Annotated in this window: 26 protein-coding genes; 9 read left to right on the top strand and 17 right to left on the bottom strand. The window is 62.9% G+C overall.

The window, feature by feature from the left end; all coding sequences use genetic code 11:
- Positions 1 to 27 precede the first annotated feature (27 nt).
- Positions 28 to 945 carry a sulfurtransferase gene (locus tag BPRO_RS06850; RefSeq protein ID WP_232291504.1) on the top strand — a complete coding sequence of 306 codons (918 nt, stop codon included), beginning with the start codon at positions 28 to 30 and terminating at the stop codon, positions 943 to 945.
- A 44-nt stretch (positions 946 to 989) separates the two neighbouring features.
- On the opposite strand, the gene BPRO_RS06845 is transcribed toward BPRO_RS06850, so the two are convergent.
- Both BPRO_RS06845 and BPRO_RS06840 read right to left on the bottom strand, forming a co-directional pair.
- Entirely contained in the window at positions 990 to 1,694 is a 705-nt protein-coding gene (locus BPRO_RS06845) for a glutathione binding-like protein (RefSeq protein WP_011482323.1), read from the bottom strand.
- A gap of 98 nt (positions 1,695 to 1,792) precedes the next feature.
- A complete protein-coding gene (locus tag BPRO_RS06840; protein ID WP_011482322.1) occupies positions 1,793 to 2,131 on the bottom strand; it encodes an antibiotic biosynthesis monooxygenase in 339 nt (112 codons plus the stop codon).
- Between the two features lie 96 nt (positions 2,132 to 2,227).
- Here BPRO_RS06840 and soxR point away from each other — a divergent pair, with 96 nt between their 5' ends.
- The 4 genes from soxR to BPRO_RS06820 all read left to right on the top strand — a co-directional run bounded on the left by soxR (position 2,228) and on the right by BPRO_RS06820 (position 5,105).
- The gene (gene soxR / locus BPRO_RS06835) at positions 2,228 to 2,707 is read left to right on the top strand and encodes a redox-sensitive transcriptional activator SoxR (protein WP_011482321.1); all 480 of its coding nucleotides are present in this window, start codon (positions 2,228 to 2,230) and stop codon (positions 2,705 to 2,707) included.
- A 129-nt stretch (positions 2,708 to 2,836) separates the two neighbouring features.
- Positions 2,837 to 3,088 carry a SlyX family protein gene (locus tag BPRO_RS06830; RefSeq protein ID WP_157045746.1) on the top strand — a complete coding sequence of 84 codons (252 nt, stop codon included), beginning with the start codon at positions 2,837 to 2,839 and terminating at the stop codon, positions 3,086 to 3,088.
- A 74-nt stretch (positions 3,089 to 3,162) separates the two neighbouring features.
- Entirely contained in the window at positions 3,163 to 3,891 is a 729-nt protein-coding gene (locus tag BPRO_RS06825; RefSeq protein WP_011482319.1) for an aldolase, read from the top strand.
- A gap of 227 nt (positions 3,892 to 4,118) precedes the next feature.
- Positions 4,119 to 5,105, top strand: a complete 987-nt coding sequence (locus tag BPRO_RS06820) for a response regulator (protein WP_198140990.1) — start codon at positions 4,119 to 4,121, stop codon at positions 5,103 to 5,105.
- A 340-nt stretch (positions 5,106 to 5,445) separates the two neighbouring features.
- On the opposite strand, the gene BPRO_RS06815 is transcribed toward BPRO_RS06820, so the two are convergent.
- Genes BPRO_RS06815 through BPRO_RS06795 form a run of 5 tightly spaced genes read right to left on the bottom strand, consistent with a single transcriptional unit; the run spans position 5,446 to position 9,094 of the window.
- On the bottom strand, positions 5,446 to 6,975 hold the full coding sequence (locus BPRO_RS06815; protein ID WP_011482317.1) for an MFS transporter: 1,530 nt from the start codon (positions 6,973 to 6,975) through the stop codon (positions 5,446 to 5,448).
- Positions 6,972 to 7,793: a DUF899 domain-containing protein gene (locus tag BPRO_RS06810; RefSeq protein ID WP_011482316.1), complete on the bottom strand. Its 822-nt coding sequence runs from the start codon at positions 7,791 to 7,793 to the stop codon at positions 6,972 to 6,974. Before BPRO_RS06810 ends, BPRO_RS06815 begins: the two co-directional genes overlap by 4 nt.
- A gap of 48 nt (positions 7,794 to 7,841) precedes the next feature.
- The gene (locus tag BPRO_RS06805; protein WP_011482315.1) at positions 7,842 to 8,219 is read right to left on the bottom strand and encodes a VOC family protein; all 378 of its coding nucleotides are present in this window, start codon (positions 8,217 to 8,219) and stop codon (positions 7,842 to 7,844) included.
- Between the two features lie 24 nt (positions 8,220 to 8,243).
- Positions 8,244 to 8,648, bottom strand: a complete 405-nt coding sequence (locus BPRO_RS06800; RefSeq protein WP_081430567.1) for an SRPBCC family protein — start codon at positions 8,646 to 8,648, stop codon at positions 8,244 to 8,246.
- Positions 8,585 to 9,094, bottom strand: a complete 510-nt coding sequence (locus tag BPRO_RS06795; protein WP_011482313.1) for an ArsR/SmtB family transcription factor — start codon at positions 9,092 to 9,094, stop codon at positions 8,585 to 8,587. Before BPRO_RS06795 ends, BPRO_RS06800 begins: the two co-directional genes overlap by 64 nt.
- 190 nt (positions 9,095 to 9,284) lie before the next feature.
- Between BPRO_RS06795 and BPRO_RS06790 the strand changes: the two genes are divergently transcribed.
- Positions 9,285 to 10,322, top strand: a complete 1,038-nt coding sequence (locus BPRO_RS06790) for an endonuclease/exonuclease/phosphatase family protein (protein ID WP_011482312.1) — start codon at positions 9,285 to 9,287, stop codon at positions 10,320 to 10,322.
- Positions 10,323 to 10,587: 265 nt separating this feature from the next.
- Positions 10,588 to 11,016, top strand: a complete 429-nt coding sequence (locus BPRO_RS27925) for a hypothetical protein (RefSeq protein WP_049764077.1) — start codon at positions 10,588 to 10,590, stop codon at positions 11,014 to 11,016.
- Positions 11,017 to 11,085: 69 nt separating this feature from the next.
- Here BPRO_RS27925 and BPRO_RS06780 read toward each other — a convergent pair whose 3' ends face one another.
- Positions 11,086 to 12,051, bottom strand: coding sequence for a DedA family protein/thiosulfate sulfurtransferase GlpE (locus BPRO_RS06780; protein ID WP_041388493.1), 966 nt, complete (start codon positions 12,049 to 12,051; stop codon positions 11,086 to 11,088).
- Between the two features lie 269 nt (positions 12,052 to 12,320).
- Between BPRO_RS06780 and BPRO_RS06775 the strand changes: the two genes are divergently transcribed.
- Positions 12,321 to 14,726 carry an ATP-dependent DNA helicase gene (locus BPRO_RS06775; RefSeq protein ID WP_011482309.1) on the top strand — a complete coding sequence of 802 codons (2,406 nt, stop codon included), beginning with the start codon at positions 12,321 to 12,323 and terminating at the stop codon, positions 14,724 to 14,726.
- Between the two features lie 396 nt (positions 14,727 to 15,122).
- Here BPRO_RS06775 and BPRO_RS06770 read toward each other — a convergent pair whose 3' ends face one another.
- The 5 genes from BPRO_RS06770 to BPRO_RS06755 all read right to left on the bottom strand — a co-directional run bounded on the left by BPRO_RS06770 (position 15,123) and on the right by BPRO_RS06755 (position 18,112).
- A complete protein-coding gene (locus tag BPRO_RS06770; RefSeq protein WP_011482308.1) occupies positions 15,123 to 15,815 on the bottom strand; it encodes a hypothetical protein in 693 nt (230 codons plus the stop codon).
- A gap of 369 nt (positions 15,816 to 16,184) precedes the next feature.
- On the bottom strand, positions 16,185 to 16,985 hold the full coding sequence (locus BPRO_RS06765) for a hypothetical protein (protein WP_198140989.1): 801 nt from the start codon (positions 16,983 to 16,985) through the stop codon (positions 16,185 to 16,187).
- 135 nt (positions 16,986 to 17,120) lie between these two features.
- Positions 17,121 to 17,345, bottom strand: a complete 225-nt coding sequence (locus BPRO_RS06760) for a hypothetical protein (protein ID WP_041388491.1) — start codon at positions 17,343 to 17,345, stop codon at positions 17,121 to 17,123.
- A gap of 216 nt (positions 17,346 to 17,561) precedes the next feature.
- On the bottom strand, positions 17,562 to 17,735 hold the full coding sequence (locus BPRO_RS29470) for a hypothetical protein (protein WP_157045745.1): 174 nt from the start codon (positions 17,733 to 17,735) through the stop codon (positions 17,562 to 17,564).
- Entirely contained in the window at positions 17,732 to 18,112 is a 381-nt protein-coding gene (locus tag BPRO_RS06755) for a hypothetical protein (protein WP_011482306.1), read from the bottom strand. The genes BPRO_RS29470 and BPRO_RS06755 overlap by 4 nt, the downstream gene beginning before the upstream one ends.
- A 329-nt stretch (positions 18,113 to 18,441) precedes the next feature.
- Here BPRO_RS06755 and BPRO_RS06750 point away from each other — a divergent pair, with 329 nt between their 5' ends.
- Positions 18,442 to 19,062: a DUF502 domain-containing protein gene (locus BPRO_RS06750; RefSeq protein WP_041388489.1), complete on the top strand. Its 621-nt coding sequence runs from the start codon at positions 18,442 to 18,444 to the stop codon at positions 19,060 to 19,062.
- A gap of 203 nt (positions 19,063 to 19,265) precedes the next feature.
- On the opposite strand, the gene infA is transcribed toward BPRO_RS06750, so the two are convergent.
- The 4 genes from infA to BPRO_RS06730 all read right to left on the bottom strand — a co-directional run bounded on the left by infA (position 19,266) and on the right by BPRO_RS06730 (position 24,976).
- A complete protein-coding gene (infA, locus tag BPRO_RS06745; protein ID WP_011482304.1) occupies positions 19,266 to 19,523 on the bottom strand; it encodes a translation initiation factor IF-1 in 258 nt (85 codons plus the stop codon).
- A gap of 119 nt (positions 19,524 to 19,642) precedes the next feature.
- Complete coding sequence (locus BPRO_RS06740) at positions 19,643 to 19,882, bottom strand: hypothetical protein (protein WP_041389337.1); 240 nt, start codon at positions 19,880 to 19,882, stop codon at positions 19,643 to 19,645.
- Between the two features lie 521 nt (positions 19,883 to 20,403).
- Positions 20,404 to 21,453, bottom strand: a complete 1,050-nt coding sequence (locus BPRO_RS06735; RefSeq protein ID WP_011482302.1) for a response regulator transcription factor — start codon at positions 21,451 to 21,453, stop codon at positions 20,404 to 20,406.
- Positions 21,437 to 24,976, bottom strand: a complete 3,540-nt coding sequence (locus tag BPRO_RS06730; RefSeq protein ID WP_041388487.1) for a hybrid sensor histidine kinase/response regulator — start codon at positions 24,974 to 24,976, stop codon at positions 21,437 to 21,439. The genes BPRO_RS06735 and BPRO_RS06730 overlap by 17 nt, the downstream gene beginning before the upstream one ends.
- Positions 24,977 to 25,087: the final 111 nt, after the last annotated feature.

Below are 25,087 nucleotides of genomic sequence, written 5' to 3'. Positions count from 1 at the left end.
CCTGGCCTCCAAAAATACGCACGCGCTTTGCCCTTCTTTCACGTCGCCTCGCCACGCTGGCAACAGCTCATCACGCCAGCCTGGCTCGCCGGGCTGATGGCGGGCGTCAGCGTGAGCGCCGCGCCGGCGAACAACTGGCGTTTGCTGGAAGTCGATTGCGGCGCGCCCACCGCATTCCTAAAAAGCCACATACCCGGCGCCGCCTACCTGGACACCCTCTGCCTGGAAGAAGGGCCGTTCTGGAACAAGGTGCCCGACTCGGCCTTGCTGCAACTGTTGTTGGGCCTGGGTATTCGTCATGACACGACGGTGATCCTGTACGGCCGAAACACAACGGCCGCGGCGCGTGCCGCTCACCTGATGCTTTATGCGGGTGTGAAGGATGTGCGCTTGCTGGACGGCGGTTTTGACGCCTGGTTGCGCGCGGCGCTGCCCTGTGCGGAAGGCGCGCCGCAGCGCCACCCGCCAGCGGCCAGCTTTGGTGCGGCCTTTCCGGGGTGTCCGCAGTACCTGATCAACAGGCACCAGGCGAAGTCGCTTTTATCGCAGCCTGATGGGGCGCTGGCCAGCATTCGCACGTGGGATGAGTTCACCGGCAAGACCTCTGGCTACAGCTACATCAAAGCCCGGGGCGACATTGCGGGGGCACGCTGGGGCCGGGCTGGCCATGGCGCCGATGTGAACAACATGAGCGCATTTCAATGGCCGGACGGCACCATGCGGCCTGCCCGCGAGATATGCCAGTTCTGGGCGGAAGAGGGCATACACCCCGACCTACAAACAGCGTTTTACTGCGGCACGGGCTGGCGCGCATCAGTGGCGTTTTACTACGCATGGCTGATGGGTTGGGAGCGCATCAGCGTGTATGACGGCGGCTGGTTCGAGTGGAGCCATGGACTGGGCCACGAAGCGGTGACCCAACCGAGTCTTTGTGCGCAAGCCTGACGAGCGACAACCGTTCGCCAGCTATCGACCAACCCGCGCAGCCGTCAACCCCGTTTCGGTATCGCCAGGCCCCTGGCAACCGCCGGCCTCGCAACAAACGCTTCCAGCACCCGCTTCACATTCGGGAAGCCGTCAAACCCCACCAGCTCACCCGCCTCGTAAAACCCGACGAGGTTGCGCACCCAGGGGAAGATGGCGATGTCGGCGATAGAGTAGCTATCGCCCATGAGCCAGCTGCGGCCTTCCAGCCGCTGCTCCAGTACGCCGAGCAGGCGTTTTGACTCGGCCACATAGCGGTCGCGCGGGCGCTTGTCTTCGTACGCCTTGCCGGCGAACTTGTGAAAGAAACCGAGCTGGCCGAACATGGGGCCGATGCCGCCCATCTGGAACATCAGCCACTGGATCGTCTCGTGGCGGGCGGCGGCATCTTGCGGCATGAATTGACCGGACTTGTCGGCCAGGTACAGCAATATGGCGCCCGATTCGAACAATGCCAACGGCTTGCCACCGGGGCCGTTCGGGTCGAGGATGGCGGGAATCTTGTTGTTGGGACTCAGCGATAGAAATTCCGGCGACATCTGGTCACGGGTTTCAAAGCTGACGAGGTGAGGCTCATACGGCAGGCCGGTCTCTTCGAGCATGATCGATGCCTTGACGCCATTGGGCGTGGGCAAGGAGTAAAGCTGGATCCGGTCGGGATACTGGGCGGGCCATTTCCGGGTGATGGGGAAGGCAGAGAGTTGGGTCATGATGGAGCAGGATTGTGTTGGTAAAAAGCGGGCGCAGGTTCAGCGCCAGGGGGATTCCAAGCAGCCGGAGGGGGTATTCAACAAGGCGGTACGGCAATTCAGACCTGGCTGTAAAAGCCCGAGTCGCCGCGCACGTTCAGCTTCTGCCTGAAGGAAGCCAGATCAAAGCCTTCTTCTGCCAGCTGCTTCTGGACGACGGCCTGGGCCGCGGCCAGCGCCTGGGCATTGGCCCACTCGACGATGGTGACCACATTGAACTCGCTGGGGCCGCCTGTTTGCGTCAGCACATGTTTTTGGCGGCACCCCGGCAATGTACCCAGCGTGCGCTGGACGTGTTGAATTTGGTCAATAAAGGGCGTCAACGATTCGGCCGGCACCTGGAATTTATCAACCCGAAACACAGGAGCGCTGGCATTGGCTGGGGATTCGCTGGGCATCTTGGGAAACTCCTTGGAAGTTAAAAATACGCGCCGATTCGCACGCAGAAACAGAAGTCTAAAACCTCAAGTAAAGTTGAGGTCAAGGGGTATTGAATGAATATTTCACTTGAACAGGCTGGATTCGCGCCCACGCTCTCCGTGGGCGAAGTGGCACGCCGCAGCGGGGTGGCAGTGTCTACCCTGCACTTCTATGAAGCCAAGGGCCTGATCAGCAGCGGCCGCACGCAGGGCAACCAGCGCCGTTATGCACGCGATGTGTTGCGACGTGTGGCCTTCGTCCGCGTGGCGCAGCGGGTGGGCATTGCGCTGGCAGACATCGAAGCGGCACTGGCCACCCTGCCCGCAACGGCGGCGCCCAGCCGCGCAGACTGGGAACGGCTGTCAAGCGCCTGGCGGGCCGAGCTGGATGAACGCATGGCACAACTCAAGAAACTGCGCGACACACTGGACGACTGCATTGGCTGTGGTTGCCTGTCGATTGACCGGTGTCGGCTGCGCAACCCGCTCGACAAGCTGGCGGCGGAAGGGCCAGGCCCGCAGCGCCTGTGGGTCGGCAAACCAGCTGCCAATTGAGCCCGGCACGCTTCAGTCGCTATCACAAATATGGCGACTTGTGCCCGTCGAATAAGGGTTAGCAACACGCTTAACAATATCCATCGCCGCGGATTTTTTTGGGATCCTCTAAAACCCACCCACTGCTTCATGTCCAATACAGCTATGGAACAAGCCAACGACACCAGCACCAGCAACACCGACCAGCGCCTGACCGATCTGGAGATCAAGGCATCGTTTACCGAAGACCTGCTGGACCAGCTCGACAAGGTCATCGTGCGCCAGCAGCAGCAAATTGATGCCCTGATACACGAGATTGCCGAACTCAAGCAGCAGCCGGTGCGCGACGGTGACGTGGTGGTGGGCCGCAGCCTGCGCGACGAGCTGCCGCCGCATTTCTGACGCCCTGCCCCGGTGGCCTTGCGCAGCGCTATAAAGAGGGGCCCTGCGTTTGATTTTTGAGAAAGGCCCCCTTCATGCCACACGCCGTTTCACACCAGAAAGATTTTGAGGCGGCGCACCAGCTGCGCAGCGACCTCGCCCTGGCCTTGCGCGCCGCCGCGCGGCATGGGCTGGCCGAAGGTGTCTGCAACCACTTCAGCGTGGAGTTGCCGGACGGCTCGGGCCGCTTTCTGCTGAACCCGCGTGGCCTGCTCTGGAGCGAGATCGGCGCGGACGACATCGTGATGATTGACGTGCAAGGCAACAAGCTGGCGGGCCATCGTGAGGTGGAGCCCACGGCCATGTTTATCCACGGTGCGATTCATGGCCATGCCCGCAAGGCCTGCGTGCTGCACACTCACATGCCTTACGCCACGGCCCTGACGCTCACGGCCGACCGCGGACTGGACACCACGCTGTCGCAAAACGCGATGCGCTTTCACGGCCGGGTGGCCATTGACGCGGACTACAACGGCCTGGCGCTGGACGCCACCGAGGGCCTGCGCATTGCCAAGGCGATGCAGGGGGCGGACGTGGTGTTTCTGGGCAACCATGGCGTGGTGGTTTGCGGCGCGCGCATGGACCATGCGTATGACGACCTCTACTACCTGGAGCGGGCCTGCATGGTGCAGGTGCTGGCACAGTCCACCGGCCGGCCCCTCGTGCCGGTCGATGCGGCGATTGTCGAGCGCGTGGCCGGGGAAACCATGGGTGAGCGTTTGCAATCGGAGCTTTTCTTTGACGCGCTGCGCCGCACGCTTTGATTGAACCCAGGGCGTTTTCCGTTTTCGGGGTTTTGGTTGTATTGGGTTTTGGCGTTTGTTGTACTGGCGTGCGCTCAAAGCGAGCGGGTAGGCGATCATTGACGCCTTCAGCCAAAAGTTCTACGCTGTCACTCTGGCGCGCGAGGCGGAACGAGGCGAAATAAGCTGCCAGCACTTGCGGTCGCCGCAGAAAGACACCACCTCGCATGGTCATTGGAAAGGCTTCCGTGCATCCTGACCTTCTACAATCCGCCGGGCCGGTCAATCAAGGGCTTGAGCCCATCGTGGCGCACGCCCTGCAGCGCTTTCGCGCCCTGCTTCCGGGCGAGGTCGAGCTTGCGGTTGAGCTGGTCCATGAACACCCCCAGGTGCGCGCGCATGCAGACCGGCTGGAGCAGGCGCTGGTGAGTGTTTTCATCGTGGCGTGGCACTCCATGGTCGGCCTGGCAACACAAATCGTGGTGGAGATGAGCGAGGTGCTGCTGGACGACGTCGTGCTGGACCCCGATGCGGGAAAATTGCAGGGCGGGCTCCCGCCCAGGCGTTATGCGCGGCTGGTCGTCAGCAACAGCAGCCGGGTGACAGCGGGCCCTGCCCATAGGCTGATGCCCGCACCCACGCAGATTGACGACAGGCCTTCGAGTGCGCGCCGGCTTCCGCTGGTCGAGATCAGCAAGATCATCGCCCAGCACCATGGCATGATCACCGCGTCGCCGGAGCCGGGCCGGGGAACCGCTTTTGATATTTACCTTCCCACCGCACTGCCCAGGGAAACTCCGGCGGCCCACTCGTCGGGCGCCGACCTCAGGCACATCATCTATGTGGACGACTATCAAGCCATGCGGGGCCTGGTCAGCGAGGCACTGTCCGATGCCGGCTTTCGGGTCACCTGCTATGAAAGTGGCCGGGACGCCCTGCCGGCCCTTAAGGCGGATCCGTCCGGATGTGATGCGGTGGTCACCGACTACCGCTTGCAAGGCTATTCTGGTATTGAATTGCTCAAGCAGATCAAGCGGCTGCGCGCAGACCTGCCGGTGATCATCATTTCGGGCTACGTGGATGACGCGCTGAGGGCCAGCGCTCACGATGCGGGGGCAGCCCTGGTGATGAGCAAGACCCATGACCTCAGCGAGTTGTGTATCGCCCTGCGCGAACTGTTCGGCGATTCACCGCACCCTGATCTGGTCACCTATTCCGGCTGGTCGAGACTTTGAGCGACGTACGGGAACTTCAGCGGGGCGCGCCTGCGCCGTCAGATGACGGCAGACCTTGTCTGTGAGCAGCATTTTTGTCCTTCCTTCTGTTCTGAATTGAATCAATTGAAGAATCAATTGAAGAATCAATTGAAGAATCAGTTGAGCTTGCCGGAAGCAAGGCAGATCTGCATGCGGCATTAGCCCCAATACTGTTCAGTTAAGTTATTCACCTTGAATCGGAATGTCGGAATGACCAAAACCTTGGCTTGTCATGGCGGGCTTGGCCCGCCATCCATGGATCCCGGATCAAGTCCGGATGACAAACCAGGGGCAAGGGCTTGACTGAACCGTATTGGCGTTAGCCCACTGCACTGGTGCGCGTCTGCCGCAGCATGACGGCAGCCAGAATGGTAGTTGCCAGCAGCAGGGCCGCGCTGATCGTGGCCGTTACCTGAAATGCCTGGGCAAACGCGTCACGCGAGGTATCGAGCAGCGCTGCGCCGCTGGTGCCGGGCAACTCCGCGGCCACGGCCACGGCGCCGCCCAGCGTGCTACGCACCGTCTGCATGGCGGCGGGTGGTACACCGCTGAGAACGGTATCGGCCATGGCATGGCTGTACACGGCCGTTACGACGCTGCCCAGCACTGCGATGCCCAGTGCACCGCCAAATTCGGAACTGGTCTCTGAAATCGCCGCTGCTGCGCCGGCGCGCCCGGGCGGCGCAGAGCCGACAATCAGGTCGGTGCCCAGCGTAACCACCGGCGCCAGACCAAGCGAAAAGATAACCGAACCGGTCACCAGGATGGTCAGCCCGGAGGCGCCGCCCACCTGCGTGAGCACACCGAAGCCGACGACCGAAAGCGCCAGGGCAGCCACGACCGCCAGGCCCGAAGAGATGTGTCGCACGATCAGCGGCACCAGCATGGAACCGACGATGAAACCAAGCGCCGAAGGCACCGACCACAGGCCCGCCTGCAGGGGCGAAAGCCCGATCACCAGTTGCAAATACTGCGCGATAAAAAGAAAAGCCCCGAACGCGCCGAAGAAAGAGAGGGTGTTGATGACCAGGGCCGCACTGAAAGCCGGCGCGCGGAACAGCGCCAGGTCGATCAGCGGGCTGGTCAGCGTGCGCTGTCTGCGCAAGAACGCCGCGCCAATGGCCAGCCCCGCCAGGATACACACGGCGGGCAGCCAACCCACACCGTCCTCGGCGATGCGCTTGAGGCCGTAGATCACAGCCAGCACGGCAGCGAGCGACTGCACAGCACTCGGCAGGTCAAGCGGCCCCGCGTCGGCATCGCGGTATTCGGGCAGCAGCGCGGGGCCCAGCACCAGCAGCAACACCATCACCGGCACGCTGACGAGGAACACTGAACCCCACCAAAAATGCTCCAGCAGCAGGCCGCCGACCAGGGGGCCTATCGCACCGCCGGTCGAATAACTAGTGATCCACACGCCGATGGCGACCGTGCGCTGCTCCGGATTGGGAAACATGTTGCGGATCAGCGAAAGCGTGGAAGGCGCCAGCGTCGCCCCGGCAAGGCCGAGCAGCGCGCGCGTGGCGATCAGCATCCCGGCAGTGGTCGAGAGCGCCGCCAGCACCGAGGCAATGCCAAACGCGGCAGCCCCCATCAGCAGCAGCCGGCGCCGGCCAATGCGGTCGCCCAGCGTGCCCATGGTGATCAGCGAGCCGGCAATCATGAAGCCGTAGATGTCCACCATCCACAGCAGTTGCGCGCCCGTGGGCTTGAGATCTGCGCTGATGTGCGGCACCGCGAGGTTCATGACCGTCAGGTCCATGGAGTACAGCAGGCACGGCAGCGCAATGACGGCAAGCCCAATCCACTCGCGCCGTGTGGCCCTGGGTGTCCCGGCGGTATCACTCATGCGGCGCTGGCGTCCGCATGGCAGCAGGCTGGGGCAGCCTGCGCGGCCGGCTTGGGCGCCCCTTCATAGTTGTCATATTTGTCGTGGTGGCGCACCCACGCCATGGTGAAAGGCAAACTGTCTTCATTGCGACCCTGGGGTGTGAGGTCTATCCAGCTGTAGGTTCCCAGCAGCAGCTCGAGCCCGCGCGCGTAGGTGGAGTAGGTATGAAAGATGTTGCCCTGGTCGTCTTTGCAAAACACGCTGGCGCCCGGCAGTTCGTCAAAGCCTTCCTCAAAGCCTTCCGTCATGCGGTAGTTGTAATACACCTTGCCGCGGGCCAGTTCCTCTTTGGTGAAGGAGACGTGGTAGTCGTGGTTGAAGTCGCTGGCGTATGACGACAGCCACTTGAAGCGCCAGCCCATGCGCAGCCTGAAGGCGGCCAGCTCGGCCAGCGGCGCACGCGACACCACGGCCACGGTGATGTCGCGCTGCGCTATGTGCGTCAACACGCCGTCCAGATGGTCGGCCAGCAACGAACAGCTGGGGCAGCCCTCCTTCCAGCCCGGGCCGAACATGAAGTGGTAAATGATCAGCTGGCTGCGCCCTTCAAACAGGTCGGCCAGGGTCTGCCTGCCCTGGGGCCCCTCAAACACGTAGGGTTTGTCAACCTTCACCCAGGGCAGCCTGCGCCGCTCGGCGTTCAACAGGTCGCGCTGAGCGGTGAACTCCTTTTCCCGGGCAAGCAGGTGCTGGCGGGCGGCCACCCATTCTTCGGGTGAGACGACGGCATGGATGGCGGAGTTTTCGCTCACTGTTTTGTTGACTGTCTTGTTCACTGGCGCGCTCCTTGAAAGATGGTCTGGCGTGAAAAGGCCGGGCGGGGTTTAGCGGTTAACGATGTGAAGGATGTTGCCGTCCGGGTCCTTGAACCAGGCACCCTTGAAGCTGCCGGCTACATGGGCATCGCCCTGCCGCGTCAACCCGGGCAGGTCGTAGTGTTCAAACACCACGCCCTTGGCCTTCAGCGCCCGCATGACGCTGTCGAACTCGTCGCCCACGCTCCAGGTAGCCGACGTGGCCTGGTTGGTACCGGCGTATTGCGAGGCATACACAATCACGGTAGCGCCGCCGCTCTGGTAGCTGAGCACGCCTTTTTCCGAACTCTCCAGGGGCTGAAGGCCCAGCGTGCCTCCGTAGAACTTGTGGGCCACGTCAATGTCCTTGACGGCGATGGTGGCCATGGCGTTTCTGTTTGCGAGCATGGTGGTCTCCTGTAGATTGGCATATCAGGTGAAAAGAAGGTCGAGTCTGGCGAAGGCCCCCGTCCAGCCCTGGTTGTGGCTATCGCGCGCGGCCTGGTCGAAGAACTTTTCATGGACAAAGATCAGTTTGGTGCCGCCGTCCCAGGGCCGCAGCATCACCGTAACCTGCGACACACGCTCGGGCGTGCTCTTCCAGGCCCAGCTGAAAACCAGCTTCTCGGAGGGCACCACCTCCTGGTACACGCCGCTCACGTCATGCACCTCGCCGCCGGGCGCGCCAAACCGGATGTGGTACCTGCCGCCGACGCGCACATCGAGGTCGGCCACCGAAACCACACTTTCGGGGTCGGGCCCGAACCAGCGGACTAATGCTTGCGGGTCGGTCCAGGCCCGCCAGACTTTTTCGGGCGGGGCCTTGTAGTGCCGGATGAAGTTGACGGACGGCCGCTCCTGGGGGCTGCTGGCTTCACTACCTTGGCTGCCTTGACTTCCTTGGCCGTCTTCGCTGTTTTTACTGTTTTCCATGGGGGGTTTAACTCCTCTTGCTGATACAGGTAGCGGCCCAACGCATCGAGGCGATCGGACCAGAATTTCTCGTAACGGGACAGCCACATGGCGGCCTCCTGCATGGGCTCCGGCAACAGGGCCAGGTTGACGACCCGCCCGTCCTTGGCGCGGGTCACCAGCCCCGCGGTTTCCAGCACGCGCAGGTGCTTCATGAACCCGGGCAGGGACATGCCATGCGGCTCGGCCAGCTGGCCCACCGAGAGACTTCCCTGCTCCAGGGTTTGCAGCACTTTGCGGCGCGTCGGGTCGGCCAGCGCGGCAAACACGGCGTTGAGCACATCGTCTACATTGTCTTGATACTTAACCATATGGATAAGTATTTGCCAGATGACGCGGCTTGTCAACCCATCAAGGCGGAGAAATCTGTTTCCATGTGTATTCGTCGATGGGGAATAATGCCGCCCCGCCGGTCTGCCCGCCGACATGCTGCAATTGGAGGATGCGCCGCACGGCCCCGCTGGATAAACTGCGCCTGTCATCCACTCCAGGGGGCGTGTCATGCTACTGTGCAACTTCAACGTCAACAACCTGTTTGTGCGCTACAAGTTCGGGAAGACATTCCCGGGCGACCAAGGTGGCAAGAGCCGGGTGACCAACCCCAATGTGGGCTATTTGCCGCTCTACCAGAAGGGCGCCTTCGAGATCTTCAACGCCGAGCAGCGCAAGCTGGCAGCGCTGGCCATTACCCAGGGCAATACCGTGCTGCCCGACGTTGTGTGCATACAGGAAGTGGAGAGCCTGATTGCGTTGCGCGAGTTCAATGAACGCTTCCTGGCAGCGGCTTATCCGTATGCCGTGGTGCTGGACTCGCGTGATTTGCGGCAGATTGATGTGGGCATCTTGTCGAAGTACCCGCTTGACAGTGTGGCCACCCATGTGGACGACACGGCCGCCGGCAAATACATCTTCAGCCGCGACTGCCTGGAGGTGCGGCTGCGCGTCAAAAAGACCGCGTTCGTCACCCTGTTCATCAACCACTTCAAATCCAAGCTGGCGCTGGGCGCCAATGAAGAAGCCCGCAACCGGGAGCGCGCCGCAGCCAATGAGAAGCGCCAGCTCCAGGCCGACACCGTGGCCAAGCTGCTGAAGACCCGGTTTCCCGGCGCGGCCTTCCAGTCCGACTATTTCGCCGTGCTCGGTGATTTGAACGACACGCCGCTGGCACCCCAGCTCTCCCGGCTCTGCCTGAAGTCGGGCCTGGTGGATGCGCTGGCCATGCTGGAGCCGGAGGAACGGTGGACGCATTACTGGAAAGCCAAAAACAGCGTGTCGCAACTGGACCATGTGCTGCTGTCCCCCGCCCTGGCCGGCAAGCTGAAGCAAAACGGAATCACCGTCGAGCGGCGCGGCATCGGCTTTCGGGCTGAATCGAAGAAAGTCGACGGCGGCTACCTGCCCAGGCAGGTGCGGGTGGAAGCCATCGAAGACGACCCCGATCCGCTGTCGATTGATTTCCAGTTTGAGCGCTTCAAGGACGTGTCCAGCCGCAACGTGGCCTCGGACCACTGTGCGATCTTCCTGAAATTTGCGATCTGAGCTGCGGGCCACAAGAAGGCCACACTTCAGGTGCGGACAAGACTTCGTGGCAACATGGGCCGAATGAGGCGGGATGACGAGAGGTATGAGGCAAAGATATGTGTCCGCCGCGCGCCCCAATGTAAAGCGGCGAAACACCCTGCAAGCGTACTGGCCCGCGGGCACTTATTGGTGTTCAATGTTCATCAGGACTCGACCTGAACCTGGCCAACAACATTCAAAAAATCCAAAACATCCCAGACATCAAACATTCAGCAGCCAACCCATGACCCTTAAGACCTTTAAGACCCTTACCGCCAAACCCTTCACCGCAAAACAGATCTCACGGCAAATGTCTTCGCGCGTCGTTCATGCGTCTCACCGGTCCTGGCTTTATGCCGGCGTCATGATGCTGACGCTGACCGCTGCAGGCGCGCTGCTGGCCATGCGCGCGCAAGCCCAGACGCCCGAGCCTGCCGCAGCAGCCCCCGCGCAAGCGGCCCCCAGCCCGGCGGCGGCACCCAAATACGCGGCCAAGGACATGGTTCGGGCCTTCAGCTACATGGATGCCAACAAGGATGGCAAGGTCAGCCGCGAAGAAGCGGCCGGCTTTCGCGGCGTGGCCAGGCACTTTGACGAAGCCGACACCAGCCGCGACGGATTCCTTTCAAGCGAGGAATTCGAAAGCGCACTGAACGGCAGAAAGCCCCAGTAGGGTCTGCCCGTTCAAGTTCCCGCTCCCGCTCCCGTTCACGTTCAAGTTCACATTCAAGACTTCACGGCCTCAACTCGTCCTCACCGCGTCGACGGGCTCAAGCCGGCTGGGGTACTCCAGCGGAAATCCCGCCGCCTCCCAGGCATCGATGCCGCCGTGTAGCGGGCGCACATTGCTGAAACCCGCGGCCATCAGGCGCTTGGCGACCTGGGCGGCAGACGCATCGTTGGGGCAGGCGCAGTAAACCACCACATGCGCATCGTGGGGCAGATCGAGCGAGGCCATCTTGCGGTCCAGGTCCGACCAGACCAGCGCGCCGGGAATGATGCCGCCGCCGGCACGGCTCAGCTCCGTGCGTACATCCAGGATCACGGTGGGCTTGTTGTCCTGTGTCCACTGCTGCAACTGATGGGGCGAAATGCGGGCCATGCGCAGCTGCCGGTACAGGCGCTGGCGCTGCCACCATTTGTGCGCCAGAAACAGGCCGAAGCAAATCAGCAGCACCACTACCCCGATGCGCCCCAGTTGCTCGAAGACCAGCAGTACATCGGCCACCGCATCGTGAAACACCAGGCCAATGGCCAGCCCGCCGCTGGCGTACAGGACGGAGCCGATCGCGTCAAAGAAAACGAAGCGGCCAAAGGGCACGCCGGTTCTGCCGGCCAATGCCGTGGCGAGCGAGGCAAAGCCCGGAATAAACTTGGCCAGGATGAGCGACTTGGCACCCCAGCGCGTGAAGATTGACTCGGTCTGCCGCACGCAGGAGTCGGGTGAGAGGGAAATGCGGCACAGGGTTTTCAGGACACGGCCGCCGAAGTGGTGGCCGGCCCAGTACCAGACGCTGTCGGCGATCAGGCAGGCCAGCACGGCGATGAAAAGCAGGCCACCTGCCGAGTACTGGCCGTTAACACTCAGTGCCCCCGTCAGGATGAGCACCGGATAGGCCGGAATGGGCAGGCCGAGCTGCTCCAGAACGATGTTCAGGAAGACGGCGGCCAGGCCGTATTGCTCCAGCCACTGGATAATTTGTTCCATGGATTCAATGCTGTCAGGTTGCGGGTTTCGGCGTGGCATTGCGGGCCACACCGCAGGCGTCCATCAGGATACATAAGGACATAAGAGCATAAAGCCCCATAAAAATCCCCCAAAACGGACTGTAGACGGCCTGGACGCGGGGGTAAATGGCTGGAGCGTTGAATATTGCCGGCCCCTGAACAATCGCCGGGCGTGACGGGGGCCGCGACTGTACTACCATGAGCCACCCCCTCTGAAATGACGCATCCCCCCGCCCAAGCGAGCCCCGATTGAAATACCTTGTAGCCGTCAGGGCCCTGTGCGCGTTCACCGCCAAGCATGGTGACCTCGACCTGCGCTTTACGCCATCGCCCTCCGCGCAGGAAGGCATGGCCGGCCATGCGCTGGTGGCAGCGCGGCGCGGCGAGTCCTACCAGGCGGAAGTGAGCCTGCAGGGCGACTACAAGACGCTGACCGTGCGAGGCCGGGCTGATGGCTATGACCCGGCGCTCAACCAGCTCGAAGAGGTCAAGACCTTTCGCGGCGATCTGCATGCGATGGCCGAGAACCGCAGGCAGCTGCACTGGGCGCAGCTGAAGATTTATGGCTGGCTGCTGTGCGCCGAAAAAAACCTTCCAGACATCAACCTGACGCTGGTCTACTTTGACGTGGCCAGCCTGCAGGAAACGCCGCTCACCGAGCAATTTTCGGCCGCGTCGCTGAAACAGTATTTTGAAACGCAGTGCGAACGCTTTCTGGCCTGGGCCAGCCAGGAGCTGGCGCACCGCAAAGCGCGCGATGCGGCCCTGAAGGCCCTGGAGTTTCCGCACCCCGAATTTCGGCCCGGGCAGCGCGCGCTGGCCGGGGCCGTGTACAAAACAGCCCAGGCCGGCACCTGCCTGATGGCGCAGGCTCCCACCGGCATCGGCAAGACCATGGGCACGGTGTTTCCGCTGCTCAAGGCGGTCCCGGGGCAGCAACTGGACAAGCTGTTTTTTCTGGCGGCCAAAACCCCGGGCCGCAAGCTCGCACTGGATGCACTGGAACGCATCCGGGCCAGCAGCACCGCCGCACCCGAGAAAACACAGGCTAAGCCCCCGCCTCTGCCCCTACCCCTTCGCGTGTTGGAGCTGGTGGCGCGCGACAAGGCCTGCGAACATCCCGACAAGGCCTGCCACGGCGACTCATGTCCCCTGGCCAAAGGGTTTTACGACCGCCTGCCGCAAGCGCGCAGCGCCGCGATAGGCCATGCAGCAGCGCGCGGCGTGCTGGACAAGAGCGCCCTGCGCGCAGTCGCGCTGGCGCACCAGGTCTGCCCCTACTACCTGAGCCAGGAGCTGGTCACCTGGTCGGATGTGGTGGTGGGCGACTACAACTATTACTTTGACACCAGCGCGCTCCTGCACAGTCTGGCCAGCACCAACCAGTGGCGCGTGAGCGTGCTGGTGGATGAAGCGCACAACATGGTCGAGCGCGGGCGAAAAATGTACTCGGCCCTGCTGGACCAGGCCCAGCTGCAGCAGGTTCATGCGCTGGCGCCCAAAGCGGTGAAGGCTTCGCTGCAGCGGCTGGACAAAAGCCTGCAGGACCTGCACCAGGCGCAGCAGGCACGGCAGGAGAGCTACCAGGTCTACCCCGAGCTGCCCGCCAGCTTTCTCAAGGTGCTGCAGCAGGCCCTCACCCACATCACCGACTTTTTGCTGGCCAACCCAACCCGCGTGGACGGCGCCCTGCAGGATTTTTACTTCGAGGCCTTGCACTTCTCGCGCATGGCCGATGCGTTTGGCGAGCACTCGCTGTTTGACGTGACGCTGCGCCAGGAACCCGGCGAACAAAATGCCCTGCAGGCGGGCCCGGACACTGCCCAGCTGAACATTCGCAATGTGGTGCCGGCGCCCTTCCTGGCGCCCCGCTTTGCGGCGGCGCAGTCGGTGGCCCTGTTTTCGGCCACGCTGAGCCCGAAAAACTACTACACCGACACCCTGGGCCTGCCCGCCGGCACGGTCTGGACGGATGTGCAGTCGCCCTTTCTGGCCGAACAGCTGGCCGTGAAGGCGGTCAGCGATATCTCTACGCGCTTCCAGCACCGCAACGATTCGCTGTCACCCATCGTGGACCTGATGGCGCGGCAATATGAGGGCCAGCCCGGCAACTACCTGGCGTTTCTGAGCAGCTACGATTACCTGCAAAAACTGGCTGCGCTGTTCAGGCAACGCTACCCGCATATCCCCATGTGGGAGCAGACGCGCGGCATGGAGGAAGCCGCGCGCGATGCGTTTCTGGCGCGCTTCACGCCGGCGTCCACAGGCATTGGCTTTGCCGTGCTGGGCGGCTCGTTCGCCGAAGGCATAGACCTGCCGGGCGACCGGCTGATCGGCGCCTTCATCGCCACTCTGGGCCTGCCGCAAGTCAACCCGGTGAACGAGCAGATCAGGGAGCGCATGGGCACCAACTTTGGCGCCAGCCAAAGTTACGACTACACCTATCTCTACCCCGGTCTGCAAAAAGTGGTGCAGGCGGCAGGACGGGTGATCCGCACCACCTCGGACCGCGGCGTGGTCTACCTGATGGATGACCGCTTCACCCGGCCTGAGATCCAGAGCCTGTTGCCGGGCTGGTGGGAAGTGGTGAACCTGCGCGCGCGGCGCAAGCGCAGCAGCGATCGCAACGATCACAGCAGCCTGGCATCGGCCTGAAGGCTGGCACTGCCCGCCGGCAGGCACAAAAAAGCCCGCTGTTGCGGGCTTTTGAATTCATCCGTATTCAAAATACACCCAGCAGCATCAATATCAAAATAACGCTGAGTGGCACGCCAAGTAGCCAGGCAATGAGGGGCATGTGTGTCTCCTTCTGGGTAACAAGTTGAAAGACAGCTTCACTGTAGGTCTTGAACCGGGGCGCCCGTGCCGGCCTGCAGGCTTTGTGCCGGTAAGGAATGGCTGACGCGGGGCCACTGAATGCGTCTGGCCCAGCTGGCTGAAAAGTGGGCAAGGAGCAGTTACCCAAGCCTCCACCTGTGCTGGGTTAGTCTGGCTGACCTCATCGGCCTGGACGGATGGGATAGCCCTGATCGAGCCCGGACAAGACGCGGTTTACCGCTGGCTCAGCGCCATGGCGCCCAGCATGCGCCGCACGGGTTGGGTTTCGGGCAGCACATACACCACGCCGTAGCTTCTTCCCAGCACCGGGGCCACCACTGCGTCATAGAAGTCCGCGGGAACCACGACGCAGCCGATGGAAATACGGTTGTCGTCAGGCGTGGCCGAGCCCAGCCGTTCCGCGCGGCGTTCTTTCGGGTCGGCCGGGCGCAGTCGGTGGATGGCCAGCTTCGCGGCATAGTCGATCCAGACAATCGCTTCGCCCTGGAGGTTGTGGCCCGGCTCCGAGACAAACCGGCCGGCCGGCGTGGTGCGCTCGTCCACCCGCAGGCTGGCCACGCTGCGCTGCTCAATACCCGGCACCGAATGATCGCCCGGCGTAAGCCCCAGCAGCGCAGCCGAAGCGCCGCGCAGGCGGCCGTCCGCTGCAAATACAAAGATGCGGGCGCCCTTTTTGTCGACGATGACAAAGGGCAGCCCCTGGTTATCGCCCAGCCCGACAATCCACTGCAGCGCATGGCGCGCATCGTCCGACGCGGACTCCAGCGCCAGGCCAGTGTCCAGGCCGTCCAGGGGTTCCGCAGCCATCGCCGGCGCGGCGGAAGACATCACCGGAAACAGCGCCGCGCCCACGAGCAGTGCCACGTGGACGATGCAAGCGTGCAGCCGCTGACCTGTGAACAACATCGGGATCCTGTGGGTTGCGCCAACTACGTGCGCAAGCGCACAGAGAAAGAAAACCGGGCCCACCCTGCGGTGATTGGCCCGGCTACGAATACCGATGATGTTAGCGATGCAAGTAAATGTTTACAACGGAAAACCCCTTCAGATGACAGCCCAATCCGCTATTAACTCTGTAGCAGGAAGTGGTTAACTCTCGCGGGCTGAGCCTGATTTTTCCTCATCACCGTGGTGCTGTGTAACAGACGCCAGGTTGTGGTTTATTTTCCGCATGGCGCCCTCCTTTTCATCAGGCGAAATCCCTCCGGCCAGTCAGGGCAGGCTGTTACAGATCAGCTCGCCGGAAAGGGGGGAAGAGGAAGGCACGGGCCGAGGTCAGCCTGCGGGTTTCAGGCCATACCTGGCGACCAGGTCATAGGCCGACGTGAACACTTCGCCAACGGTCTTGACCTCCGGCAACACGTAGACCACGCCGTAGCGGGCGTTGAAGGCCGGCCTGAGCACATTCTCAAAAAACTCGACCGGCATGTTGATGCAGCCATAGGAAATGCGGTTGTCATCGGTGGTGGGCGACGCCAGGCGTTCCAGCCGGCGCTCGGCGGGCTCCAGGGCGCGTACCCGGTGCATGGAAACGGCCGCCTCATAGTCCACCCACACCACGTCTTCGCCGAGGGTGTTGCGGCCAGGTTCCGCCATGAAGCGGCCGGCTGGCGTGGTGCGCTCGTGCGGCGCCACTTCCGCAATCGGCCGCCCGCCAATCCCGGTGACGGAGTCGTCGCCCTTCGCGGCGCCGACCAGCACCGGGGTGGCGCCGCGCAGCTTGCCGGAAGGGTCAAACACAAACACCCGGGTATTTTTCTTGTCCAAGATCACGAAAAAAAGTTGCTGGTTGTCGCCCGAGTCGACCACCCAGTTGGCGACATGCTGCGCATCGGCGGATGCGCTTTCACCGGCGAAGTCCGCATAGCGCGGCCCCGGCTGGCTGTGAGGGGTACCCATACGCAGCGGTGGCAATGTGAGCGCCAGAATCGCAGCGCCCAGCAAGACGCCCTGCTTGATGCCATCAAGCAGATCCGAGCGTCGGCTGGCGGCTTCGCCCGGCTCTGGCAGAGGCAGGGCCGTCTCACCACCAGCGGCCTGGGAGCCGGGCACTTGAATGGATCGCACGATTTGCATGAACTCTCTGCCGAGGGCCATGTGTACAGACCTTTAACGAACTTTAGCGCGGATGAACGCACCTCGGGCCGGCAACGCGAAATGCGTTCTGCCGGCCCGGGAAGAACTCACACCCGCGCACGGGTTCGGTCAGGCTTAGTTGCGGTCAGCCTGGGCCGGACGCTCGATAGGGCTTTCCGTACTCATGCCCGGGCTGGTGGCAGGGCTGGTGGTTCCCTGGTTTTGCATGGTCTGGCTGGAGGTGTCGGCCGGTGTTGCCGGTTGCGTGCCAGGATCCGGTGTCTGGGCATAAGCCAGCCCGATGGCACCGACAACAGCCGCAGCGGCTACGGCAGAAGCCAGGGGTTTTGATGCTTTCATATTTCTACTCCTTAAGCGTGCCCATCACAGGCACTGAGGTTCGTCGAAGGCTGGCCGTATTGCCAGCTGCTGTTAATTTACGCGGAGCCGCGGCTGGCGCAGCGTCGGTTCGATGCGAAGGACCATGTAGGACAAGCGAGGTCACAAAATGCTACCCATGTACCACATCGCAAGTACCCGGCCCGCGCCGGGTGGAGCCTCAGTCCGGGTCGCCGGCTATTCGTTGGGGTTGTTGCCTTTGACGCCGTGCTCTTCCTTGATGGCGAGCTGGACCTGCTCGAGCTGGTGCACGATCTGGTCGATGCGCGCAAAGTCTTTCACAGGCTGGGCCATCAAGGCCTCCAGCTCGGTCCGCAGGCGGGTGTAGTCGGCCTTCAGGTCGGGTTTCATGCGGGTCTTCGTATGCGCGGGGTGAAGCTTCCACCGTTCACGGGCGGGGACTTCACGGGATCGGCCCGTTCAACAGGCCTCGGACGCGGCGTGGAGGCCAGGCGGATGAAGTCTACGACAGCGTCGGGTGCCGCGCGCGGACCATGCTGAAGCTCAAGGCCAATCAGGCGCTGCAACTCACCATAGCCGGTTGCCAACGCCGTATCGTAGGCCGAAAACGTCCGGTTGGCGCAACTCACGGATTCAAACACGGGAGGATTGCCGAAGCCTTCCAGAATACGCCAGCGAAAATCTCCGGGGCCCGTTTCTTCGACGGTTAGGGCCAGCGAGCGCAACGGCGCCCTGAATTGCGCGCTGACCGGTTTTGACTGATTCATGGCTTGTTCCAGGTACAGGCGAACCGATGGCGATCCGCCTGAAAATTATTGGAAATTTTTTCCTCAACATTCACAGCGGAACCGATCTGTCAATAAGGACGGACCGGTTCAAAATCAACTCTAGACCCATGCAGGCCGGCGCGGGCAGTTCTTCATACCCTGCCGATGTAGGACGGCGCCGATGACAGAAGTCGGGGGTCGATGGTCGGTCACGTGAAATGGTTATATTGGGGCCCGGAGTTACCCCCGCGCTGCCAACGTCATCTGCGGTGATGCCCTGGTCGGCTCCTTCGGCTACTCCGGCGGCCGCGAACAAATACCCTCACCCCATGAAAAACCTCTACAAATATTTCTTTCGCGGCCTCATCACCATCTTGCCGGTGGTCCTGACGCTGTACCTGTTTTATGTTTTTCTGGCCTGGACGGAAGCCGCCGCCCTGTGGGTATTGAACCCCCTGATTGGTGGTTTCTACGTGCCCGGCATGGGGCTGGTGTTCGGGATTCTGGGCATTCTGATGATTGGCTACATGGTGTCCAAGCCCGGTGTGCGAAAGCTGCTGTCTTTTGCCGAACTGCCTTTCACCAACCTGCCCGTGGTAAAGAGCATTTATTCGTCGCTAAAAAGTTTTGCCGACTACTTCTCGCCGGCCGGCAAGCAGGCGGAACAAAGCGTGGTGATTCTGCGCATGCCGGGCCACGCGATGGAAATCGTGGGCCTGATCACGCGCCGCAGTTTTGCCGATTTGCCGGCGGGCTTTTTGCCGGGTGAGCGCGTGGCGGTGTATTTGCCCATGGGCTACATGATCGGCGGCTACACCGTGTTCGTGCCGACTGAGTGGGTGCAACCCATTGACATGTCGGTGGAAGAAGCCATGCGATCCTCGCTGATTGCCTGGATGGCTCGGCCGGCGCCAAGCGCGCATCCCGGCAGCGCAGGCCCCGCGACCTGAGGCGGGACGGGACACCTGTATCGCCCGTTACCTGATGCCTCGCCTTGATCCTTAAGCAGACTGATTGGAGGGAGCCCGGGATGCGGCTGGACCAGACGACGGATCACATGGCGGGCACGAAAGAAGCCGCCATCGGATCTACCCTCACTGCGGCAACGCTTGTCCCTGAACGCAGGTCTCCCGCTCCGTTGCGAAGGCCTGGCTTAGCGCGAAGGCCGCTGGGCAGGGCCCGGGCCGCGGCCAGCGATGTGGCGGAAGGTGATGCGGCCCTTGCTCAGGTCGTAAGGCGACAACTCCAGCGACACCTGGTCGCCGGCCAGGATGCGGATATGGTTCTTGCGCATCTTGCCCGAGGTATAGGCCACCAGTTTGTGGCCATTGTCGAGCGTCACGCGGAAACGCGAATCGGGCAGCACTTCGTCTACCAGTCCATGCATTTCAATCAGTTCTTCTTTGGCCATGATGTAACTCCTTGAGATTTGAAAAAAACCTGTTTGACTATCTGTCTGTCTTTTGGCTGGTTTGGTTATCTAACGTCTACCTGGCCGTCCCGGCTGACCCCGACGGGGGCCGCCGACCGTCAGGCGCAAGCCGGCGATGAGCGCTCATGAATCCAGCCCAGCGCGTGCTCGGTGGCGTAATGCAGCGCGGCTGCGGCGCTGTCAAAAAGGCCGCTGAAACGCAGCACGCGGTCATGCGACGCGCTGCCGCGCCCGGAACGGATGGATACCGAAGCGGCGTAGCGTCCTTCGCCCTGCTCTTTGGCAAGCGGGGAAACAAGGTACTTGCCCACCGCGATTTTGTTGTGATCAATGTTCATAAAAATGTCCTGGCCGGGTTGCCAAGTATTGGGTCCCAGCTTCATAGTCGAAAAATAGAGAGTAGACGGCTTGCGAACAAGCCGGCGGCTGTTCGGTTTCTGCCTGCCAGGCCCTTCGGAAAGGGCTGGGCCGGTTGAGCCTTTGAGGGGCACTGTTGGGGAGTGCTCGCCAGGAAATGGAACAGTGCTGTGAGGGGCTCAGGGCTGTAGGGGCACTGAACGCACTGTGAATTCGGGCTCTGAGAAGCGCCGTATTTGAGAAGGAAGCCCGTGGCAAAAGGGCTTCGATGTATAAATCTGGTGCTGTACCGAAGTTGCTATTGTAACAGCCTGGCCCGGATTGCGCTCCGGATGATCCCTCAGAGGCTGAGAGTTTTTTGGTCGTGCCCGAGTAGCGCGTCAAAACGTGCCCAATCGAGGCGCAAAGCACAGCCATAGCTCGGGCTATGGCGCGCATTTGCAACAACGAGTGGGTGCGTTTTGGCGTGATAAGCGGGTATGAACAAAAGACTCTCAGCCTCTCAGGCCTCAAACTGCGGATGAAGCTGCCGGATGCGGTTCAGCGCCATGCCGGCGGCGGCCGTGCGGGTTTCCACGCCCAGCTTGGCGTACACATGCTCCAGATGCTTTTTGACCGTGGCCGGACTGGCACCCAGAATGCCGGCGATGTCGCGGTTGATCTTGCCCTTGATCACCCAGTAGAGCACCTCGGCCTCGCGGGCCGTGAGCTTGAAGCTCAGGCTCATGGCCTCGATCACCGCATCGTCGGAGATCTCGCGCATCACGATCAGCCAGTCGCTCGCGCCCTCACCGTCTCCTCCCGCGTCCCCGGTGTGCCGGTGCAGCCGGAACGTCAGGCGGCGCGGGCCCAGTTCCATGGCCAGGCGCGGCGGTTCAAGCTCGTGCTCGCGCCCGGCCTCGGCCTGGTGGCGGCGCAGCCAGTTCAGCACCGGTTCGGGGGTTTGCGGGGCCGACGTGCCGTAGTAGCGCATCAGCAGGTCGCGCGCCAGCGGGGTCTGCCAGATCAGCCTGCCGTCGCCCGGCCCGCCCATGCGCACCGTGATGCTGGCATAGCCGAACGCATCCAGCGCATTGCGCGCCTGGCCCGCCTGCCGGGCCTCCTGCCGGGCACGGCGAGCGCCCTGCAGGTGCACCCCCATGCGCGCCATGACCTCCTTGGGCTTGATCGGCTTGGTCACGTAATCGACGCCGCCTGCCTCCAGCGCAGCGACCAGATGCTCGGTCTCGGTCAGCCCGGTCATGAAGATGATGGGAATGTGCGCCGTCTCGGCCATGGCTTTCAGGCGTTTGGCCACCTCGAAGCCGTCCATGCCAGGCATCATGGCGTCGAGCAGCACGATGTCCGGCACGGCCTGCCGGGCCCGGTTCAGGGCGGCTTCGCCGCTGGTGGCGACCAGCACGGTGTAACCCGACTCATCGAGCGCATCATGCAGCACCGAGAGGTTGTCCGGCACGTCGTCCACGATCAGCACCACGTCACTGTTGGCGCGGTCCAGGGTGTGGTCCAGCTTGCGGTCCATAGCGCGGGTGGAATCAAGCACGCTGCTCATGGGCGGCCTCCTGGTTGGTGAGCTGCCGGCCCATGGCTTCGAACTGGAACTGCCGCGCCAGCGCCCGCATGTCCTCGACGAAGGCGGCGGTAGCGGGTTGTTGCGTTTCAATCTCCGCCAGCTTGTTCATGATGCCGCGGTAGAACCCGAGCGTGACCACTTCCAGCAAGGCTGCCAGCTGCGGCGCATCGGGCAGGACGCGCGGTGGCGGCGCCGCCGGCGCAGGCAGCTGGCCCGCATCCGCCTGCGCCTCATAACACCAGCGCAAGCCGAGCCGCCGCTCCAGCCAGTCGATCAACTCGGTGTGGCGCACAGGCTTCAAAATGAAATCCTCCGGGGGGATGCCGACATCGTTGTCCAGCCCCTTGTCGAACGCATTGGCCGACACGATCGCCAGATGGGTGCCGGTATGCCCGGCACTGCGCACGCGGCGCAGGGTTTCCCAGCCATCGATGCCCGGCATGGCCAGGTCCATGAAAATGACATCCGGCTGGTAACCGGCGGCCAGCAGGTCCAGGCAATCATGGCCGCTGGCCGCGGTGCGCAAATCAAAGCCCATGGGTTCGAGCAGTTGCACCAGCAACTCACGGTCGGGCTCCTCGTTGTCCACCACCAGCAGCTTGCGGCGCACGCCCTCGTAGCCGCGTGGCTGGCGCCTGGCCGGTGCGGCGAGCGTGCTCTTGCCGGCGCCGGCCGTCACATGCACTTCCGGCAAAAACAGCCGGACGCGGAACACCGACCCCTGGCCCGGCGTGCTGAGCACCGTCATCTCGCCACCCATCAGGTCGGTCAGCATTTTGGCGATGGTCAGGCCCAGGCCGGCGCCGGGCGTGCCTTCCGCACTGTGGCCGGCCGCGGCGCCCCGCGCAAAGGGCTCAAAAATCTGCGCCAGTTCCGCTTCGCTCATGCCCGGGCCGGTGTCTTCAATGTCGATGTAGGCCATCTCGCGCGCATGGCGCAACCTGAAGATCACCTGCCCCTGGGCGGTGAACTTGATGGCGTTGCCCAGCAGGTTGATCAGGATCTGGCGGACCCGTTTTTCGTCAGCACGCACCAGCTCGGGCAGGTTGCCGGCGGTCTCAAACCGGAAGCCCAGGCCCTTGGCGGCGGCCTGCAGCTCGAACATCCCCGCCATTTCATGCACGCAATCGGCAAACTGCATGGGCTTGACCGTGAGCGTGAGCTTGCCCGCCTCGATGCGGGCAATGTCCAGCGTGCCTTCAATCAGCGACAGCAGATGCTCGCCGCCGCGCCGGATCACACTGACCGCCTGCTTGCGGTGCGGCGGTATCGCGGCGTCTTCACCCATCAGCTGGGCATAGCCCAGAATGCTGTTGAGCGGCGTGCGCAGCTCATGGCTGATGGCGCTGATGTAGCGGCTCTTGGCCTGGTTGGCCTGGTCGGCCGCGTGCCTGGCGTGCTCGGCATGCAGCTTGGCCAGTTGCAGGGCTTCATCGGTCTGGCGGTGCAGCTCGATCTCGCGCATCAGCAAATGGGTCTGCCGGTTGGACTCTTCCTGCGCGACCTGCCGGCTCTTGTGCGCCAGTACCAGCCACCAGGCAACCAGCCCGGCGATGACCAGCAGCGCCATGTAGGCCTTCAAAAAACCCGAGCGCAGGGCCGACCCGGACAGCATGAAGTCGCCGAGTGCCCCCATCTCCTGGTGGTAGAGGAGCCCGAACACGCTGGCCAGCAGCGGCACGATGATCAGCATCAGCAACAGGAAGTGGCCCAGCCCGGTGTCAAGATAAGGCCAGATTCGGTGCGGCAGCAGCCAGCGCAGGGCCGCCGACCATTGCGCCGACAGGCTTGCCTGCGGCTTGCACAAATCGCCGCAGCGCGCGTCCAGGGTGCAGCACAGCGAGCAGATCGGGCCCTGGTAAGCCGGACAATGCGCCATGTCGGGGCCTTCATAAGCGCGCTCGCAGATCACGCACTGCTGCGTCGCATAGCGCTGGTACGACGCGTCGGCCTCCGACGTTCCGGAACTGCGGGCAATGTAGTAGCGGCCCCTGGTCGCCCAGGCAATCAGGGGCGCCGTCACAAAGGCGGTCCCCATGGCGATCACCGCCGAAAAAGCCCGCGCCAGTTCGCCATACAACCCAAGGTAAGCCGCCACGGACAACAGGGAAGCGAGCGCCATCGCGCCCACGCCCACCGGGTTGATGTCGTAAAGGTGCGCACGCTTGAATTCGATGCCCCGCGGCGACAGGCCCAGCGGCTTGTTGATCACCAGGTCGGCCACCACGGCCATCACCCAGGCAATGGCAATGTTGGAATACAGGCCCAGCACGTCGCCCAGCGCCTGGAACACATTCATCTCCATCAGCATGAAGGCGATCAGCGTGTTGAACACCACCCACACCACGCGACCGGGGTGGCTGTGCGTCAGGCGCGAGAAGAAGTTGGACCAGGCCAGTGAGCCGGCATAGGCGTTGGTGACGTTGATCTTGAGCTGCGAGATCACCACGAACAATGCCGTGGCCGCCACCGCCAGGCCGTAATCAGGAAACACATACTCATAGGCCGCCAGGTACATCTGGTTGGGGTCAACGGCGCGGTCGGGCGGCACCATGTTGGTAATGGCCAGGTAGGCCAACAGGGCGCCGCCCAGCATCTTGACCACCCCCAGCACAACCCAGCCAGGCCCGCCGACGAGCACCCCACCCCACCAGCGCCAGCGATTGGCCCGGGTCTGCACCGGCATGAAGCGCAGGTAGTCTGCCTGCTCGCCCATTTGCGTGATCAGCGCAATGCCCACCGTCAAAGCAGCACCAAACAGGTGCAAATTAAATTCGCCACCTACGCCCCGCTCACCTCCATAGTGCAGAACACCCGAAAAAGCACCAGGATTGCGCAGCAATACGTAGATGAAGGGGACCACCAGCATCACGATCCACAAAGGTTGCGTCCAGACCTGCAGGCGGCTGATGGCCGATACCCCGTGGGTGACCAGCGGGATCACCACCAGCGCACAGATCAGGTAACCCCAGCTGGGCGGTATGCCCAGGGCCAGATCCAGCGCGTAGGCCATGACGGCCGCCTCGAGCGCGAAGAAAATGAAGGTGAATGACGCGTAGATCAGCGAGGTGAGCGTGGAGCCGATATAGCCAAAACCCGCGCCGCGGGTCAGCAAATCCATGTCAACCCCATAGCGGGCGGCGTAAATGCTGATGGGCAGCCCCGCCAGGAAAATAATCAGCCCGGTGGCCACAATCGCCCAGAAGGCATTGGTAAAGCCGTATTTCACCAGCAGGGTGGCGCCCACGGCCTCCAGGATCAGGAAGGAGGCCGCGCCAAACGCCGTGTTGGCCACCCGGAACTCCGACCATTTGCGAAAACGCTGGGGGGTAAAGCGCAGTGCATAGTCCTCCATGGTCTCGCTGGCGACCCAGCTGTTGTAGTCGCGCCGGACCTTGATGATGCGCTGCACCGCCACCTCGGGCCTGGCGCGCGCGTCCGGCGATGCCGGGGGCGCATCGGGTCGGGCTGGCAGCGGCGAAGGCATGACCGGGGCGTCCATGGGGGGGGTTGGCGGCGAAGTGGTGACCTGTTTTGCGTGCAGGTTCTGTGCCATGGCGCTGCGGGGCCCCGGAGGCCCCTGGTCTGCCCGCCCCAGTGGCACGATGTTTGT

It is taken from the genome of Polaromonas sp. JS666, assembly GCF_000013865.1.
Classification (GTDB): domain Bacteria; phylum Pseudomonadota; class Gammaproteobacteria; order Burkholderiales; family Burkholderiaceae_C; genus Polaromonas.
This window is presented reverse-complemented; position numbering and strand designations above follow the sequence as displayed.

What these genes read in the sequence shown, in the direction of transcription:
- BPRO_RS06845 (WP_011482323.1), bottom strand. Translation starts at nt 1,694, where the DNA reads ATGACCCAACTCTCTGCCTTCCCCATCACCCGGAAATGGCCCGCCCAG.
- BPRO_RS06840 (WP_011482322.1), bottom strand. Translation starts at nt 2,131, where the DNA reads ATGCCCAGCGAATCCCCAGCCAATGCCAGCGCTCCTGTGTTTCGGGTT.
- soxR (WP_011482321.1), top strand. Translation starts at nt 2,228, where the DNA reads ATGAATATTTCACTTGAACAGGCTGGATTCGCGCCCACGCTCTCCGTG.
- BPRO_RS06830 (WP_157045746.1), top strand. Translation starts at nt 2,837, where the DNA reads ATGTCCAATACAGCTATGGAACAAGCCAACGACACCAGCACCAGCAAC.
- BPRO_RS06825 (WP_011482319.1), top strand. Translation starts at nt 3,163, where the DNA reads ATGCCACACGCCGTTTCACACCAGAAAGATTTTGAGGCGGCGCACCAG.
- BPRO_RS06815 (WP_011482317.1), bottom strand. Translation starts at nt 6,975, where the DNA reads ATGAGTGATACCGCCGGGACACCCAGGGCCACACGGCGCGAGTGGATT.
- BPRO_RS06805 (WP_011482315.1), bottom strand. Translation starts at nt 8,219, where the DNA reads ATGCTCGCAAACAGAAACGCCATGGCCACCATCGCCGTCAAGGACATT.
- BPRO_RS06795 (WP_011482313.1), bottom strand. Translation starts at nt 9,094, where the DNA reads ATGGTTAAGTATCAAGACAATGTAGACGATGTGCTCAACGCCGTGTTT.
- BPRO_RS06790 (WP_011482312.1), top strand. Translation starts at nt 9,285, where the DNA reads ATGCTACTGTGCAACTTCAACGTCAACAACCTGTTTGTGCGCTACAAG.
- BPRO_RS27925 (WP_049764077.1), top strand. Translation starts at nt 10,588, where the DNA reads ATGACCCTTAAGACCTTTAAGACCCTTACCGCCAAACCCTTCACCGCA.
- BPRO_RS06780 (WP_041388493.1), bottom strand. Translation starts at nt 12,051, where the DNA reads ATGGAACAAATTATCCAGTGGCTGGAGCAATACGGCCTGGCCGCCGTC.
- BPRO_RS06770 (WP_011482308.1), bottom strand. Translation starts at nt 15,815, where the DNA reads ATGTTGTTCACAGGTCAGCGGCTGCACGCTTGCATCGTCCACGTGGCA.
- BPRO_RS06765 (WP_198140989.1), bottom strand. Translation starts at nt 16,985, where the DNA reads ATGCAAATCGTGCGATCCATTCAAGTGCCCGGCTCCCAGGCCGCTGGT.
- BPRO_RS06760 (WP_041388491.1), bottom strand. Translation starts at nt 17,345, where the DNA reads ATGAAAGCATCAAAACCCCTGGCTTCTGCCGTAGCCGCTGCGGCTGTT.
- BPRO_RS29470 (WP_157045745.1), bottom strand. Translation starts at nt 17,735, where the DNA reads ATGAAACCCGACCTGAAGGCCGACTACACCCGCCTGCGGACCGAGCTG.
- BPRO_RS06755 (WP_011482306.1), bottom strand. Translation starts at nt 18,112, where the DNA reads ATGAATCAGTCAAAACCGGTCAGCGCGCAATTCAGGGCGCCGTTGCGC.
- BPRO_RS06750 (WP_041388489.1), top strand. Translation starts at nt 18,442, where the DNA reads ATGAAAAACCTCTACAAATATTTCTTTCGCGGCCTCATCACCATCTTG.
- infA (WP_011482304.1), bottom strand. Translation starts at nt 19,523, where the DNA reads ATGGCCAAAGAAGAACTGATTGAAATGCATGGACTGGTAGACGAAGTG.
- BPRO_RS06740 (WP_041389337.1), bottom strand. Translation starts at nt 19,882, where the DNA reads ATGAACATTGATCACAACAAAATCGCGGTGGGCAAGTACCTTGTTTCC.
- BPRO_RS06735 (WP_011482302.1), bottom strand. Translation starts at nt 21,453, where the DNA reads ATGAGCAGCGTGCTTGATTCCACCCGCGCTATGGACCGCAAGCTGGAC.
- BPRO_RS06730 (WP_041388487.1), bottom strand. Translation starts at nt 24,976, where the DNA reads ATGGACGCCCCGGTCATGCCTTCGCCGCTGCCAGCCCGACCCGATGCG.